The organism is Streptomyces sp. NPDC002669 (assembly GCF_042889165.1).
Lineage (GTDB): Bacteria > Actinomycetota > Actinomycetes > Streptomycetales > Streptomycetaceae > Streptomyces.
In genome coordinates this window covers 397079-411537 of record NZ_JBIAQQ010000001.1, presented here as the reverse complement: position 1 = coordinate 411537, position 14459 = coordinate 397079, and the positions used below count along the sequence as shown (strand labels likewise).

General features: G+C 73.1%; 16 protein-coding genes. 8 read left to right on the top strand and 8 right to left on the bottom strand.

What is annotated here, in order from left to right; translation table 11 throughout:
• Window positions 1-44 precede the first annotated feature (44 nt).
• The 3 genes from ACFYW1_RS01855 to ACFYW1_RS01845 are packed head-to-tail and all read left to right on the top strand — an operon-like array spanning window position 45 to window position 1797.
• Window positions 45-893: an ATP-binding cassette domain-containing protein gene (locus ACFYW1_RS01855; RefSeq protein ID WP_388985646.1), complete on the top strand. Its 849-nt coding sequence runs from the start codon at window positions 45-47 to the stop codon at window positions 891-893.
• Complete coding sequence (locus ACFYW1_RS01850; RefSeq protein ID WP_388985644.1) at window positions 890-1558, top strand: ABC transporter; 669 nt, start codon at window positions 890-892, stop codon at window positions 1556-1558. Before ACFYW1_RS01855 ends, ACFYW1_RS01850 begins: the two co-directional genes overlap by 4 nt.
• 14 nt (window positions 1559-1572) lie before the next feature.
• Window positions 1573-1797 (top strand): hypothetical protein, encoded by a 225-nt coding sequence (locus tag ACFYW1_RS01845; protein ID WP_388985643.1) that lies wholly within the window; start codon window positions 1573-1575, stop codon window positions 1795-1797.
• Window positions 1798-1826: 29 nt separating this feature from the next.
• On the opposite strand, the gene ACFYW1_RS01840 is transcribed toward ACFYW1_RS01845, so the two are convergent.
• The 4 genes from ACFYW1_RS01840 to zapE all read right to left on the bottom strand — a co-directional run bounded on the left by ACFYW1_RS01840 (window position 1827) and on the right by zapE (window position 6108).
• Window positions 1827-2705, bottom strand: a complete 879-nt coding sequence (locus ACFYW1_RS01840; protein WP_388985641.1) for a polysaccharide deacetylase family protein — start codon at window positions 2703-2705, stop codon at window positions 1827-1829.
• 186 nt (window positions 2706-2891) lie between these two features.
• Window positions 2892-4313: an alkaline phosphatase PhoX gene (locus ACFYW1_RS01835; protein WP_388985639.1), complete on the bottom strand. Its 1422-nt coding sequence runs from the start codon at window positions 4311-4313 to the stop codon at window positions 2892-2894.
• 147 nt (window positions 4314-4460) lie between these two features.
• Entirely contained in the window at window positions 4461-4886 is a 426-nt protein-coding gene (locus ACFYW1_RS01830; protein WP_388985638.1) for an OsmC family protein, read from the bottom strand.
• Window positions 4887-4968: 82 nt separating this feature from the next.
• A complete protein-coding gene (gene zapE, locus ACFYW1_RS01825) occupies window positions 4969-6108 on the bottom strand; it encodes a cell division protein ZapE (RefSeq protein ID WP_388985636.1) in 1140 nt (379 codons plus the stop codon).
• Window positions 6109-6145: 37 nt separating this feature from the next.
• Here zapE and ACFYW1_RS01820 point away from each other — a divergent pair, with 37 nt between their 5' ends.
• The 4 genes from ACFYW1_RS01820 (at window position 6146) to msrB (ending at window position 9384) form a co-directional block, all read left to right on the top strand.
• Entirely contained in the window at window positions 6146-6910 is a 765-nt protein-coding gene (locus tag ACFYW1_RS01820; protein WP_388985634.1) for a pyrimidine reductase family protein, read from the top strand.
• Window positions 6911-7058: 148 nt separating this feature from the next.
• The gene (locus ACFYW1_RS01815; protein WP_388985632.1) at window positions 7059-7511 is read left to right on the top strand and encodes an indole-3-glycerol phosphate synthase; all 453 of its coding nucleotides are present in this window, start codon (window positions 7059-7061) and stop codon (window positions 7509-7511) included.
• Between the two features lie 61 nt (window positions 7512-7572).
• Window positions 7573-8967, top strand: coding sequence for a UDP-N-acetylmuramate--L-alanine ligase (gene murC / locus ACFYW1_RS01810; RefSeq protein ID WP_388985630.1), 1395 nt, complete (start codon window positions 7573-7575; stop codon window positions 8965-8967).
• A 9-nt stretch (window positions 8968-8976) separates the two neighbouring features.
• Entirely contained in the window at window positions 8977-9384 is a 408-nt protein-coding gene (gene msrB / locus ACFYW1_RS01805) for a peptide-methionine (R)-S-oxide reductase MsrB (protein ID WP_388985628.1), read from the top strand.
• A 39-nt stretch (window positions 9385-9423) separates the two neighbouring features.
• On the opposite strand, the gene ACFYW1_RS01800 is transcribed toward msrB, so the two are convergent.
• From ACFYW1_RS01800 to ACFYW1_RS01785, 4 genes are all read right to left on the bottom strand, one after another.
• The gene (locus ACFYW1_RS01800; protein WP_388985626.1) at window positions 9424-9903 is read right to left on the bottom strand and encodes a hypothetical protein; all 480 of its coding nucleotides are present in this window, start codon (window positions 9901-9903) and stop codon (window positions 9424-9426) included.
• A 112-nt stretch (window positions 9904-10015) separates the two neighbouring features.
• Window positions 10016-12472: a GTPase-associated protein 1-related protein gene (locus ACFYW1_RS01795; RefSeq protein ID WP_388985624.1), complete on the bottom strand. Its 2457-nt coding sequence runs from the start codon at window positions 12470-12472 to the stop codon at window positions 10016-10018.
• A gap of 197 nt (window positions 12473-12669) precedes the next feature.
• Window positions 12670-12927, bottom strand: coding sequence for a DUF397 domain-containing protein (locus ACFYW1_RS01790; protein WP_388985622.1), 258 nt, complete (start codon window positions 12925-12927; stop codon window positions 12670-12672).
• Complete coding sequence (locus tag ACFYW1_RS01785) at window positions 12924-13778, bottom strand: Scr1 family TA system antitoxin-like transcriptional regulator (protein WP_388985620.1); 855 nt, start codon at window positions 13776-13778, stop codon at window positions 12924-12926. Before ACFYW1_RS01785 ends, ACFYW1_RS01790 begins: the two co-directional genes overlap by 4 nt.
• 165 nt (window positions 13779-13943) lie before the next feature.
• On the opposite strand from ACFYW1_RS01785, the gene ACFYW1_RS01780 reads away from it, so the two are divergent.
• Complete coding sequence (locus ACFYW1_RS01780; protein WP_388985618.1) at window positions 13944-14408, top strand: ATP-binding protein; 465 nt, start codon at window positions 13944-13946, stop codon at window positions 14406-14408.
• The last annotated feature ends 51 nt before the right edge of the window (window positions 14409-14459 follow it).

Genomic DNA, 14459 nt, shown 5'->3' with positions numbered 1-14459 from the left:
AACTGAACGCCGTCGGCCGCCGCTACGGCCTCGGCGGTCCATGGGTGCTGCGCGGGATCGACCTCGATCTGCCGCCGCACACCCTGATCCGGATCGAGGGGGCCAACGGCACCGGCAAGTCGACCCTGTTACGGCTGCTCGCCGGGATCGACACCCCGACGGAGGGCCGGATCACCGGCCGCCGGCCCCGTACGGCATACGTTCCCGAACGCTTCTCGGCCGCGCTGCCGTTCACCGCGGCCGGATACCTCGTCCACCTCGGCCGTGTCCACGGCCTGCGGTCCGCCGAGGCAGCGGACCGCGCACGGTCGTGGCTCGACCGCTTCGGGGCCGCCGGCCACGCCGGCACCCCGCTCCCGGAACTCTCCAAGGGCACCGGTCAGAAGGTCGCCGTCGCCCAGGCGCTCCTGGCCGAACCGGAGCTGCTGGTCCTGGACGAGGCGTGGACCGGACTGGACGCGGCGGCCCGCGACGAGCTGGACCGGGCCGTGGCCGAGCGGGTCGCGGCGGGGGCCACCGTCGTCTACGTCGACCACGACCCGCTCAGGCTCGCCGGATCGGTCGACGCCGGCTACCGGGTGGAGGGGCGGGGCCTGCTCGCCGTACCCGTGACGGGACCGGCGCGGACCGGGCCGCGGGTCCGGATCGAGGCGACGGGACCGGCGGGGGCCGCATTGCCCGAGGGGCTGCCGGGCGCACCGGAACGGGACCCCCTGGCCGACGGCGTACGGCTCACCGTCGCGGCGGCCCACTCCGACGCGCTGCTGCGCGCCCTGCTCACGGCCCGTCCGCCCTGGCACATCCGTGGGCTGGCCACCGTTGCCGCGCCCGACGGCACGACCTCCGGTACCGCACCGGTGTCCCGAGGCCGTTCGACCCCCGAGGCATCATGACCGCGCTCCTGCGCTACCAGACCGCCCTGCTGGTCCGTTCCCAGCACTGGCTCGCCCCCGTGCTGCTGTACGCGGCCTTCCTCGCCGTCGGTGTGCAGTGGGGCCGGCCCGTCCTCGACTCGCTCGGCTACGCCGCCGCCGGGCTCCTGCCCGTCACCGCCTGGCTCGTGCGGCTCTGCGTCAACCAGGAACCGCCCGCCGCCCGGACCGTCACCGCCGCCGCGGCCGGACCGGTGCGGGCCCATCTGGCGGCGCTGCTCGCCGCGCTCGGCTGCGCCGGGCTGCTCGGCACGGCCGGCACCGTGATCGTGCTGGTGATCAGCAGGCCGGCCGGTGCCGACAACGGCGTGCGGGTACCGCTGCTGCCCGCCGGGATCGCCGGACTGCTCGCCGCCGCCTGCTGCGTGCTGCTGGGCGCGGCCGTGGGCGCGCTGTGCACCCGGCCGCTGCTGCACCGGCGCGGCTGGTCCGTCGCCGCCACCGTGGCGGCCGCGCTGCTGGTCCTGGTGGCCGAGGGATCGCCCGCGAACTCCGCGGTGGCGGGCCTGGTCACCGGCTCGCGGACGGGCACGGTGCACGTGCCGGTCCTGGCTCTCGCCCTGGCTCTCGTCCTCGCCGCCGCGGCGGCGGCGCTCACGTGCCGGCTCGCCCCGGTGCGCGGCTGAGTAGGCTCGTACGCATGGACGAGCGTGTGGAAGAGGGCGTCGGCGGGATTCCGGACGGGGCGTACTGCGGTGCACCGCCCACGTCTCCCGTGTCCGACGGCACGGAGCCCGCCGGACCCCCGTACGCCGCGTGCGTGCTCTGCCGGAAGCCGACCGAGTACCCGGAGTCCGTCAAGGGCATCACGCTCTGCCCGGTCTGCGAGTGGCAGGAGGCCCAGCGCACGGCGTGCTCGGGCTGAGCCTCCGTCGGAAGGGGCGGACCGGTCCGTCAGGAGGGCCGTGTCCGCATCAGGTCGGAGACCTTGACGAAGCGGTAGCCGCGCTCGCGGAGCTCGGGAACCACCCGGCGCACCGCCTCGTCCGTGACCGGCGCCGCGCTGCGGGTGCAGTGCATGACGACCAGCGACCCCGGCTCCACCCCGGCCAGTACCTGCTCGGCCACCGCGTCCGCGTCCGTCGCGAAGGCGTCGCCGCTGACCACGTCCCACTGCACCGCCGTCACCTTCGCGGGGGCGAGGGCGCGCAGCGACGCGTCGTCGTGACAGCCACCGGGGAAGCGGAAGTACGGCACCGTGTTGCGCACACCGGCCCGCCGGAACGCGGCGGAGGCCCGCTCCACATCGGCGCGCATGTCGTCCTCCGCCACGGTCGGCAGCCCGTAGCAGGGGGATGCGAAGGCGTAGTGGCTGTACGAGTGGTTGGCGACCTCGAACAGCGGATCGGTGCCGATCGACCTGGCCTGTTCCGGGTACTGCTCGGCCCATCGCCCCGTCATGAACACGGTCGAGGGCACCTCCAGCCGGCGCAGCAGCGCGATCAGCCCGGGATTGTCGAAGTGCTCGCCCGCCTTCGCGCGGGGTCCCTCGTCGGCCGTCATGTCGGCGTCGAAGGTGAGGGCCACGACCTTGTCCGCGGTCCTCGGGGCCCGTTCGAAGACCGGCGTCAGACCGGCCGGCCCCGGAGCCAGGACGGGCGGCTTCGACGGGGCCGGGGGCGCCTCCACGGACGGTGAGGGCGACGGCGGAACCGGGAGGGCGGTGCGCTGCGGGGCATGGGCTCCGACATCCGCCGCGCCGCTCCCCGTCGCGGCGCCGTCCATCCCGCAACCGGTCGGAGCAGTACCCAGTACGGCTCCCAGAGCCACCATCACCGTAAGTCTTCGTGCAGAGTTGATCACTTGCGGAACGTAGACGATCACCCGGGGCGTGATCACGGACGGCACTCCGGCCGGAGGCGGATAAACATACCGCTACCCCCGGCCGGCCCAGTGCCCACCGGCCCGCGCCCCGGGCGGGCCCGGCGGCCCGCCCGGTCCGTCAGACCGCGGGGCCCGTCAGCGCCAGGGCCCCGTCACCGCGAACGTCGTCCCCGGCGTGTAGCAGTTCACGAACATCGTCCCGCCGTCCGGGGAGAACGTGACCCCGGCGAACTCGCCCCACTCGGGCTCCTCCGGCGTCCCGATGTTCTGCCGGCCCCGCGCCATGGCGTACACCTCGCCGCGCCGGGTCAGCCCGAACACGTGCTGGGCGCCGTCGCCGTCCTCGCACACCATCAGACCGCCGTCGGCGGCGAGACAGATGTTGTCGGGGGACTCGCCGGGCAGCTGGACGTCCTTGTCGGGGCCGAAGACGATCACCAGCGTGAGCCGGCGCCGCTTCGGCTCGTACCGCCACACCTGGCCGTGGTGGTCGGCGGCCGACCCCTCCGTGCTGCGCGCGAAACTGGAGACGAAGTAGACCGAGGACCCGCCCCAGTAGCAGCCCTCCAGCTTCTGCGCGTGCGTGATGCCCTTCGGGCCGAAGTCCTGGAACCGGATCGGCGTCCCGGCCGCCAGCGGGTCCGGTACGGGCACCCACTCGACGCCCTCGAAGCAGGCGCCGGTCTCCTGGATCGCCGAGAGGTCGGGGACCCCCGGCACGCGCATGGCCTCCAGCCGGCCGCCGGCCCGCAGCGAGCCGGTACCGCCGAGCGGCCTGTCCGGCAGGAAGCGGTAGAAGAGCCCGAACGGCTTCTCGAACGCGTCCTCGGTCTCGTAGACGATCCCGTTGCTCGGGTCGATCGCGATGGCCTCGTGCTGGAAGCGGCCCATCGCGGTGAGTGGCACGGCCCCGGTGCGGCGCGGGTCCGCGCCGTCCACCTCGAAGATGAAGCCGTGGTCCTTGGTGTACCCGTTGGTACCGGCCTTGTCCTCGGTCTCCTCGCAGGTCAGCCAGGTGTTCCAGGGGGTGCGGCCACCTGCGCAGTTCACCGCCGTACCGGCGATGGCGACGCGCTCGCCGAGGACGTTGTTGCGGCCGTCCAGCTCCAGGGCGGTGCAGCCGCCCTTGCCCATCGGGTCGTAGGTGAGGCCCTCGACGACCGGCACCGGGATCCTTCCCGTGACCCGGTTCTCGTGGTTGCGCACCAGGTGGACGCGGCCGCGGCGGCCCGCGAAGGCGGCCATGCCGTCGTGGTTGCTGGGCACCCGGCCCTCGCCGGAACGGAGCTGCTCGCCCTCCCGGGACAGGACCCGGTAGCGGAAGCCCCTCGGCAGGTCGAGCAGGCCGTCGGGATCGGGCACGAGCGGGCCGTAGCCGCTGTGTCCCCGGGCGGCGGCGGTGCCCGCGAAGAGTTCGGAGAAGGCCCCCGTGAAGGCGATGGAGGCGATGGCCGCGCCGCTGCCGGCCAGGACCTGGCGACGGGTGGCGGCCGGACGTGACGTCTCGTCGGTGGGACGCGACGCTTCGTCGGTCGGGCGTGACGTTTCTGAAGACATGGGGCAACTCCCTGCTGGCGGACAGGAGAAGTGACCCGCACGTGTGTATCACGCGCATCGCCGCGCGGGAACCATGCGGGTCACTGAGCCTCGTGTGTGTCCCGTTGCTTCTTGAGCCGGGAGTGGCCCCTGTGAATCAGATCCGCATCAGACCAGCGAGGCGGAGAGGGTGATCGTCGTGCCGGTCAGCGCCTGGCTGACCGGGCAGTTCGTCTTGGCGTTCTCGGCGGCGGCGACGAAGCCCGCCTCGTCGATTCCGGGGACCGTGCCCTGGACGGTGAGGTGGATGCCGGTGATGCCGGTGCCGGGCTGGAAGGTGACGTCGGCCGTGGTGGTGAGCTGGGTCGACGGGGTGCCCGCCGAGGCCAGACCGTGCGCCAGTGCCATCGAGAAGCAGCTGGAGTGGGCCGCCGCGATGAGCTCCTCGGGGCTGGTCTTGCCGTTCGCCTTCTCCGCGCGCGAGGGCCAGGAGACGTCGAACTCGCCGATGCCGGAGGAGTCGAGGGTGACGACCCCCTTGCCCTCGATCAGATTGCCGTCCCAGACCGTGTGCGACTGACGCGTGGTTGCCATGCCGAATCCCTTCGAGCGGTGTGCGCGGGTGACGCGGGAGAACCGGGGCGTCCTCGAACGCCCCGGGTGGTACGTCCCGAACCTACTTCGCCACCAGGTCCTTCGCGTCGCGCGCCAGCGCGGTCAGCCGTGAGATCGCCCGGAAGTACTTCTTCCGGTACCCGCCGTTCAGCATCTCCTCACTGAACAGCCGGTCGAACGGCAGCCCCGAGGCGAGCACCGGGACCTCCCGGTCGTACAGCCGGTCCGCGAGGACGACCAGCCGCAGCGCGGTCGACTGGTCGGGCACCGGCTGGACCTCGGTGAGGCAGACCGCCCGCAGGCCGTCCGTCAGCGCGCCGTAGCGGCTCGGATGGACGCGGGCCAGATGGTCGAGCAGCGAGGGGAAGTCGTCCAGGCTGGCCCCCTCGGTGGCGTACGCGGCCCGGGTGACCTGCTCGTCGGAGTACGGGGGAGGGGCCTCGGGCAGCCCCCGGTGGCGGTAGTCCTCGCCGTCGATCCGCAGCGGGCGGAAGTGCGAGGACAGCCCCTGGATCTCCCGCAGGAAGTCGGCGGCGGCGAACCGGCCCTCGCCGAGCTTGCCGGGCAGCGTGTTGGAGGTGGCGGCGAGTGCGACCCCCGCCTCCACCAGCCTGCTGAGCAGGGACGACACCAGCACGGTGTCGCCCGGGTCGTCCAGCTCGAACTCGTCGATGCACAGGAGCCGGTGCCCGCTCAGCGTCTTCACGGTCTGCTGGAAGCCCAGCGCGCCCACCAGGTTCGTCAGCTCGACGAAGGTGCCGAACGCCTTCAGCGCGGGCTCGGCGGGCGTGGCGTGCCAGAGGGACGCCAGCAGGTGGGTCTTGCCGACCCCGTAGCCGCCGTCCAGGTAGACCCCCAGCGGGGCCGAGGGCGCCGACGGCTTCCTGCCGAACCGCCCACCCGTCGCCCGCCACCACCCCTCCAGGGATGCGCTTCGCGCTCTTCCGGTTCTGCCGGAACCGCTGGCATGCGCCCCGCCGAGCCCGGCCGCGAAGTCGCTCAGGACCTTGACCGCCTCTATCTGGCTCCGTTGATTGGGGTCCGGCACATAGGTATCGAAGCGTACGGAGTCGAAGCGCGGCGGCGGCACCATCTCGGCGACCAGCCGGTCGGCCGGTACGTGGGGCTCGCGTGCGCACAGGGACAGGGGAGCTGTTTCGGCTATGGGGCTCTGCCCCGACAGGGCTGTGGAGGACGACACAACTCTCCACTCTAAGCGCCGTGCCAGACTGCAGGACATGCGACGCCTCTTCCCTGTGACCGACCTGACACCGGCCGACGACGAGGGGGAGTGGTCCCTGGACGCCCTGGCCGACGCCTACGCCTACCCCGAGCGGGAGGGCCCCTGGCTCCGCGCCAACATGGTCTCCACCCTCGACGGGGCCGCCCAGCACGACGGCCGCTCCCAGCCGATCTCCTGCGAGAGCGACATGCGGATCTTCGGCACCCTGCGCGGGCTGGCCGACGTGATCGTGGTGGGGGCGGAGACGGTGCGGATGGAGGGCTACCGGCCCGCCAGGGCGCGCGAGGCGTTCGCCGCCCGCCGTGCCGCGGCCGGGCAGGGGCCCGCGCCGGCGATCGCCGTGGTGAGCGGCAGCCTGGACCTCGACTTCTCGTCGCCGCTGTTCACCGCGCCGCTCGTGCCGACCCTCGTGCTGACCGGCGCCGGGGCCCCGCCGGGCCGGATCACGGAGGCGTGCGTGGTCGGCGCCGAGGTGGTGATCGCGGGAGAGGGGTCCCGGGTGGACCCGGCCAGGGCCGTGCGGGAGCTGGCGGACCGCGGGTTCCGGCGGCTGCTGACCGAGGGCGGCCCGAGGCTGCTGGGGCAGTTCGTGGCGGCCGGGGTGCTGGACGAGCTCTGTCTGACCCTCTCGCCGATGCTGACCGCCGGGGACGCGCAGCGGATCGCCGGGGGTCCCTCGGTGGCCGTGCCGGAACGATTCGTCCTGGCTTCCCTGCTGGAGGAGGCCGGGTTTCTCTTCACTCGGTACCGTCAGGGCTGAAAAGAGCGGAATTACCCGTTCCGGTTAGCTTCGGGTGGGCACAATTACTCTCGCAGACCCCGTGCGAGCACGGGGAAGGATGGTTTCAGCAGAGACCGGTGACGGTCACTGAAGCAGAAGGGCACCCGTGGTGTTCACCAGCGTTTTGATGATCGAGAAGCCCCTCACTTCCGGGGATGTCGACTTCGTCACCACCCTGCACGGCGAGGAGCGGATCTCCTTCGTCGTGCTCATGCAGCCCCGCGGTGACCAGGCCGATGTGCTGCTGCGGGCGATCGACGACCTGGCGATGGGCGAACTGAAGGAAGCCGTCCGCGAGGGCGAGGAGCCCGAGGGCAAGAACGCCAGACAGCCTGCCGAACTCGCGCTCGAAGTGTCGCTGGAGGCGCTGCGCCAGGCGGGTTCCGAAGCGGTGGGACAGGTGATCGAGGACCACCCCCTGGACAAGCTGAAGTCCGTGGTCGACGAGGCGGGGGCGGACGAGGTCATCGTGCTGACCGCACCGCACTACGTGGAGGAGTTCTTCCACCGCGACTGGGCGTCCCGGGCCCGTCACAAGGTCGGCGTACCGGTGCTCAAACTCTTCGCGCACAGCGAATAGGCTGGGCGGGCACCTCGTACCGACTCGGGTACTCGTACCGACTTCTTGGGGAGACACACGCATGGCACCCGGTATTCCTGCCGCCATGGAACGGCCGCACTTCATCGGCATCGGCGGCGCCGGAATGTCGGGCATCGCGAAGATCCTCGCGCAGCGCGGCGCCAAGGTCGCGGGCAGCGACGCCAAGGAGTCGGGTACCGCCGAGGCACTGAGGGCGCTGGGGGCGACCGTCCACATCGGGCACGCCGCCGGGAACCTGGCGGACGACGCCTCGTGCGTGGTCGTCTCCAGCGCCATCCGCCCCGACAACCCGGAGCTGGTGCGCGCCGCCGAGCTGTCGGTCCCCGTCGTGCACCGCTCCGACGCGCTGGCCTCCCTCATGGGCGGCCTGCGCGCCATCGCGGTGGCCGGTACGCACGGCAAGACGACCACCACCTCGATGCTGGCCGTCGCCCTGACCGAGCTGAACCTCGACCCCTCGTACGCCATCGGCGGCGACCTCGCCGGCCCCGGCACCAACGCCACGCACGGCGGGGGCGAGATCTTCGTCGCCGAGGCGGACGAGAGCGACCGCAGCTTCCAGAAGTACGACCCCGAGGTCGCGATCGTCCTCAACGTCGAACTGGACCACCACGCGAACTACGCCTCGATGGACGAGATCCACGAGTCCTTCGAGGCATTCACCGACAAGATCGTCCCCGGCGGCACACTGGTGATCTCCGCCGACCAGGCCGGGGCCGTCGAGCTGACCGCCCGCGTGCGCGACCGTGCGGGGGCGAACGTCGTCACCTACGGCGAGGCCGACTCCGCCGACGTGCGCGTCCACCGGATCACCCCGCGCGGCCTGACCAGCGAGGTCACGGTCCTCCTGGGCGGGAAGTACCTCACCTTCACCGTCTCCGTGCCCGGCCGCCACTACGCGCTCAACGCGGTCGCGGCCCTCGCCGCCGGCGTCGCCCTCGGCATCCCGGCCCACAACCTGGCCTCCGCCCTCGGAAAGTACACCGGCGTCAAGCGCCGCCTCCAGCTCAAGGGCGAGGCGGCGGGCGTCCAGGTCATCGACTCCTACGCGCACCACCCCACCGAGATGACCGCCGACCTGGAGGCGATGCGCGGAGCCGTGGCCGACGCCCGGATCCTGGTCGTCTTCCAGCCCCACCTCTTCTCCCGCACCCAGGAACTCGGCACCGAGATGGGCCAGGCCCTCGCGCTGGCCGACGCCTCCGTGGTCCTGGACATCTACCCCGCCCGCGAGGACCCGCTCCCCGGCGTCACCAGCGAGCTGATCATCGACGCCGCACGGGCCGCGGGCGCCGACGTCACCCCCCTCCACGACAAGACGGCCGTCCCCGGCGTCATCGCGGGAATGGCGAAGCCCGGCGACCTCGTTCTCACCATGGGAGCGGGCGACGTCACGGACCTCGGCCCGCAGATCCTGGACCACCTGTCGAGCTGAGGGAGCGACGTGTCGTACGACATCGAGAAGCCGGACGAGCAGTGGCGCGAGGAGCTGACCCCGGCCGAGTACGCGGTGCTGCGCCAGGCCGGCACCGAGCCCGCCTTCGTCGGTGAGTACACCGACACCCAGACCGAGGGCGTCTATTCCTGCCGTGCCTGCGACGCCGAGCTGTTCCGTTCGGACACCAAATTCGCGTCGCACTGCGGCTGGCCGTCCTTCTACGACCCGAAGGACACCGACGCGGTCGAGCTGGTCCAGGACCTCAGCCACGGCATGGTCCGCACCGAGGTCCGCTGCGCCCGCTGCGGATCGCACCTCGGCCACGTCTTCGAGGGCGAGGGCTACCCCACTCCGACGGACCAGCGGTACTGCATCAACTCGATCTCGCTGCGCCTGACGCCCACCGGGGACTGACGGCCGCAACGCCCCGGGCGGGGCCGGTGCGGCCGGACGTCAGCCCTCGTCGCCGTCCGGGTCCCCGTCCCCGGCGGCCACCGGCCGCAGCAGCGGATGGGCGACGCCCGGGAAGACCACGGCCCGCGCGGCCTGCTCCCCGGGCGCGGCCGGTGCCGCCCCGGCGACGCCCCACGGACGGCCCGGCAGCACCACGGTCAGGACGTACGAGGACGCGCAGCCCATGCAGTCGTAACGGTCCGCCCAGGTCTCCACGTCCGTGACGCTGCCGGGATACCGCGCCACGTGCCGGTGCAGGGCGTGGCAGCGCCCGCACCGCTCCCCGGGCTCGCAGGTGCTGCCGCAGGGGCACGGCATATCCGGCGACTCGGCGGGGTGCCAGCGCTGGGTGAGGACGGCCTCCCGGGTGGCGCCCATGTCCTTCATCGCCTTCAGATGCCGCGCGGCGACGTTGTACGACTCGCCGGTCGCGGCCATCCGGTCGCGGATGACGTCCTTGCGTCCGCGGTTCGTCGTCATCTGCTCCTCCTGAGGCATGTCACGCAGCCCGCCAGGAGCACACGAGATCGGTACGCCCCACGGTACCGGCAACTCCGCCCCGGCCCGCCACCGCGCACTGCTCCAGCAGCCGCTACGAACGCCGCACCCGGGCCGTCAGCCGGCTGCCGAGCCGCCTGCCGAAACCGCCCGGCCTGCTCCACGCCCGGAACGCCTCCGCCGTGCGGCTGCTGCCGATGCGCCCGGCCGCCTCCTCGACCGCCGCGGTCCCGTCGGCGGGCAGGGCGCGGACCACCGGGCGCAGCACCTCCTCCAGCAGCGCCGTCCGGACCTCGCCCCAGGCGGGGCCCGCGTGCGGATGGGCGCTCCAGACCGCGAAGCAGTCGGCGACGTAGGCCGGCTCCGAACGCAGCCGGGCGAGCACCGCGTCCTGCCGGGCCGCCCGGCCGTAGGCCGCGAGGAGATCGGCGTCGTCGCTGTGGACGAAGGCGTACAGCTCGGCCTCCGGGCGGTCCGGGGACAGCAGCCGCTGCGCCAGCGCCCCGAACGCCTGATCGCGGACGCCCGGCTCCACCGGCTCGGCCGCCGCGCACAGCCGCCGGGCCCGCTGCGCCCAGTCCGGCTCCGCCGCACCCGACCGCAGCTCCCGCGCGAACTCCAGGAGCAGCAGGGCGCCGCGCGCCCGCGCGTCGATCTCGCCGGGGAAACCGCGCAACAGGTCATGGGCCAGCTCGGCGGCCTCCGCGTCGTCGCGGGGCGCACCGAGCGCCGCCGCGACGAGCACCGACCACGTACCGGCCGCACGGTGCGCGTCGGAGGTGCTCGCGGCCAGCAGTTGCCGGGCCTCGCCCGCCGTGGGCGTGCCGTCGCCCCAGACCAGCCCCATCGCCGTACGCAGCACCAACGGCTCGGTGAAGGGCGACAGCCCGCCGGCCCGCAGCACCGCGTGCAGCGCCCTCACCCGGTCGTCGCCGCCGCCCGCCTTGGCGTCCGGGGCCGCCGCGCACATCCGCAGGTGCGGCAGCGCCTGCGCCCCGGTGAACGGCAGCGCGACCCCGGCCAGCAGCCGCTCCGTCCCCGACGGGTCGTACGGGGCGAGCCGGTCCAGCTCGCCGAGCAGCGCCGTCCGCACGTCGAACTGCTCGTCCAGGAGGTCGAGCAGCACCGGCCCGAAGTCGCCCGCCCCCTCCTCCAGCAGGGACCGGGCCATCCGGCCCACGACGGCGGGGAGCAGGTCCGCGCAGTCCACGTCGAGCAGCCGCGCGATGCGCAGCAGCTGAACGGTGCGCCCCACGCTCCGGCCGGGAGCGGCGTCCGGGACGGCCGCCGGCCCGCCGGTGGCCAGTTCGGTGCGCAGATCGCCGCCGACGGCCCCGACGAGCGCCGCGGCGACGCGTTCCCCGCCCGGACCGGCGAAGACCGAGCGCCCCGGCGGAGTCACGAGGACATCGCCCCCGTAGACCGCCTCCGTCACCAGCAGGGCACCGAGGGAACCCGTCACGGCGGCCGGGGCCCGTCCGTCGAGCGCGGTCAACAGGCGTGCCACGGCGGCGAGTTCGCGGGGCGTGCGGTCGATGTCCGGGTCGGTCAGCGCGTCGGTGAGCCGGTGCGTGTGCTCCTCGTCCAGGGCGTACGGCCGCTCGGCGGCCCACTCGGCCGCCGCGGCCCGCTCACCGGGCCCGAGCGGAACGTCCGCGCAGAGCGCCGTCACGGCGAGCGGCCCGGCGGCGAACGGCCCGCCGGGCAGTTCGGCCGCCGCCCGGAACAGCTCGGGGGACCGGTTCCGCCAGATCCGGGCGCAGGTCTCGGCCCAGGCGTCGTCCACCGGCTCCCCGGGCCGGGCGCCCGTGCAGTCGTGCACCCGCAGCGCGTCGGGACCGTCCGTCGGCGGAGCGTCCTGCGGGAGCACACCGACGATCCGGTACGGGGAGCGCGCCGGGCGGCGGGTGTACGTCGTGAACGTCAGCCGGTGCGCGTCGTCCGGCGGGAGCACGGCCGACGCGAGGGCGATCCACCTGGCCACATCGGCGCTGTGCCGCTCCACCAGCACCAGTCGTCCCGCCGCCGGGTCCTCGCACACCCGGCGCAGATCGGCGAAGACCGCCGCCAGCCAGGGGCTCCGGGAGACCGCGAAGTCGTTCAGCGCCCCGGGACCGAAGGCGGCGGAGGCGGGCAGCTCGGATATCCGGCCGGGGGTGCCGCCCTCCGGTGGGGTGGAGGCCCAGTTCGGCGACCGCCAGGCGGTGATCGGCAGAACGCCGCCCGGCAGCCGCGTACCGGCCGGCAGGTGCACCGCGTGCGCGTGGAAACCGAGGGTGCCGTGTCCGGCGAACGCCACCGCGCGGGACAGCAGGTGCCCGCCGTCCGGCAGGTCCCCGAAGCTGAACGCCTCGGGCAGCGAACGGAGTTGGTCGGGGGTCGGCCGGTGCGGGGCGTCGGCGGGCGGCTCGTAGCGAAGGAGCTGCTCGGCCTCGGCCAGCACCTGCGTGGGCAGTCCGGCACTGACCGCGGTGAAGCGCGCGCCGCCGCCCCCGTCGTCGTCCGCGGAGGCGGCAGCGGCAGAGGTGTAGTGCAACTGCGCGAGACTCATGCGTCGGGCCCTCTTCGTCCTTGCCGCGGAACTCCCCGTGCCCCTCGGGGCAGGCCGCACGACGCACGGCGACGACCCCGGCGGGAGGCGGGAACCGCGATCGCGGGAGCGACGCTATCAAGGCGCGCGCCTCCCCGCGCGCCCCGCCGAACGGCCGTACCGCGCACCGGAATCGCTCCGGTACGCGGCACGGTGCGTCAGACGCGCGCGGTGCCCACCGCGTACGCGACGAAGCCGGTCCAGGCGGCGGGGGAGAGGGCGAGCTGCGGGCCCTGCTCGACCTTGGAGTCCCGGACGTGGACGGTGGTGGGGCAGGTGGCGACCTCGACGCAGGAGTCGCCGTCGCCGCCGCTGTAGCTGGACTTGTGCCAGGAGAGGGCGACTTCGACGCAGGAGTCGCCGTCGCCGCTGCTGTAGCTGCTCTTGAACCAGGTCAGGTCTGTTGTGGTGCTCATAGCGCTCCTCGCATCCGCTGCAACAGACCCACGGAGTCCTCGGGGGTGTGAGCCTGCGAACGCATCCTGGCATACCGCATCTGGAGCACACTGACCACAGCCGGGTCGGCTTGGAGCTGGCCGGACTTCTGCCCCTCGCTGTAGCCGAGCCACTTGTGCTCCGGCGTCTCCAGCAGCTGGATCGGTCCGTCCAGCCCGGCGTGGCTCTCGCGGACCTGCGGCATGATCTGAAGCTCGACGTTGCGGAGCTCGGCGAGCTGGAGAACGTGGTCGATGGCCTCCCGGGTGACCTGGGTGCCGCCCGTGCGCCGCAGGAAGAGATGCTCTTCGAGGATGAAGCTGTAGGTGGTGTGGATCCGCTCCCGCAGCAGTTGCTGGCGGTCCATCCGGGCCGCGAGCTGCCGCTCGATCTGTTCCTCGTCGAACAGCGGAAGCTGGTTGAGGAACAGCGTCCGCGCATACGCCTCCGACTGCAACAGCCCCGGGACCAACCGGCATTCGTACGTGAACAGGCTGATCGCCTCGGTCTCCAGCTTCGCCCACTGCTGGAACCAGCTCGCGATGCCCGGCCGCCGGGACAGGTGCTTCGCCGCCGCCCTGATGGCCCCGAACGCGTCCAGCACGGACTCGGAGCGCTCGACGAAGGGCAACGGCGGGAACCTGCGGCCCTGTTCGATCGAGGCGACGGTCGGCACCGAGTACTGCACCAGCGGTGCGAACTGCTCCTGGGTCAGCAGGGCCCGTTTGCGGAAGACCTTGACGATCTCCCCGAACGTCCTCAGGCTCTCCGTGGGTTCGGGCTCCCCGCCCGACCTCGTCGCCCCACCCGTCGTGCCCACGCCGTCCGTCATGTCCGGCCACCTCCGTACTCGCCGCGCTCCGTGCCTCTACCGGCAGACAACTCGCCCATCGTCACGGACCGTTACCCCTACTGTCCACCGTCCGTACCCGTACGCTGACCGAGCGTACGGGTTCTGCTGCTGGTCCCATGGGGTTCCGGTTGCCACGGTGAGGGCATGGAAGCACTCGCCACCCCCCAACCGCCGGTCACCGTACGTGTGTTCGTGCAGCGCTTCAGCTCCACACCGCGCGGCGCCAGGCTCGCCCGCCACCTCGCCCTGCACGTGCTGCACGACTGGGGCATCCCGTACGGCAGTGACGCTTCGGAGACGGCGGAGCTGATCGTCGCCGAGCTGGTCACCAACGCGGTGACGCACGGTCTGGTGCCGGGGCGGGACTTCGAGCTGCGGCTCGGCCACTCGCCGGGCGTCGGAGGCGCGCGGGGGGTACTGCGGATCGAGGTCAGCGACACCCGGGGCGACTCGCGGCCCCCGGGACCGACGGAGCTGGTGGCGCCGCCGTCCGGCTCGGAGGGCGGGCGCGGACTCGTCCTGGTCGACGCGCTGGCCGACCGATGGGCGGTGCTGGACCGCAATCCCCCGGGCAAGACGGTCCGGGCCGAGCTGGACGTGTCGCACTGACTGCATAGTCGCGATCGGTCCGGTTCGTCTGCCTCATGCGTGACGTGGCGT

Bases quoted from the DNA above. Each gene is read 5' to 3' on its own strand.
- ACFYW1_RS01850 (WP_388985644.1), top strand. From the start codon at position 890: ATGACCGCGCTCCTGCGCTACCAGACCGCCCTGCTGGTCCGTTCCCAG.
- ACFYW1_RS01845 (WP_388985643.1), top strand. From the start codon at position 1,573: ATGGACGAGCGTGTGGAAGAGGGCGTCGGCGGGATTCCGGACGGGGCG.
- ACFYW1_RS01840 (WP_388985641.1), bottom strand. From the start codon at position 2,705: ATGGTGGCTCTGGGAGCCGTACTGGGTACTGCTCCGACCGGTTGCGGG.
- ACFYW1_RS01835 (WP_388985639.1), bottom strand. From the start codon at position 4,313: ATGTCTTCAGAAACGTCACGCCCGACCGACGAAGCGTCGCGTCCCACC.
- ACFYW1_RS01830 (WP_388985638.1), bottom strand. From the start codon at position 4,886: ATGGCAACCACGCGTCAGTCGCACACGGTCTGGGACGGCAATCTGATC.
- ACFYW1_RS01820 (WP_388985634.1), top strand. From the start codon at position 6,146: ATGCGACGCCTCTTCCCTGTGACCGACCTGACACCGGCCGACGACGAG.
- ACFYW1_RS01815 (WP_388985632.1), top strand. From the start codon at position 7,059: ATGATCGAGAAGCCCCTCACTTCCGGGGATGTCGACTTCGTCACCACC.
- murC (WP_388985630.1), top strand. From the start codon at position 7,573: ATGGCACCCGGTATTCCTGCCGCCATGGAACGGCCGCACTTCATCGGC.
- ACFYW1_RS01800 (WP_388985626.1), bottom strand. From the start codon at position 9,903: ATGACGACGAACCGCGGACGCAAGGACGTCATCCGCGACCGGATGGCC.
- ACFYW1_RS01795 (WP_388985624.1), bottom strand. From the start codon at position 12,472: ATGAGTCTCGCGCAGTTGCACTACACCTCTGCCGCTGCCGCCTCCGCG.
- ACFYW1_RS01790 (WP_388985622.1), bottom strand. From the start codon at position 12,927: ATGAGCACCACAACAGACCTGACCTGGTTCAAGAGCAGCTACAGCAGC.
- ACFYW1_RS01785 (WP_388985620.1), bottom strand. From the start codon at position 13,778: ATGACGGACGGCGTGGGCACGACGGGTGGGGCGACGAGGTCGGGCGGG.
- ACFYW1_RS01780 (WP_388985618.1), top strand. From the start codon at position 13,944: ATGGAAGCACTCGCCACCCCCCAACCGCCGGTCACCGTACGTGTGTTC.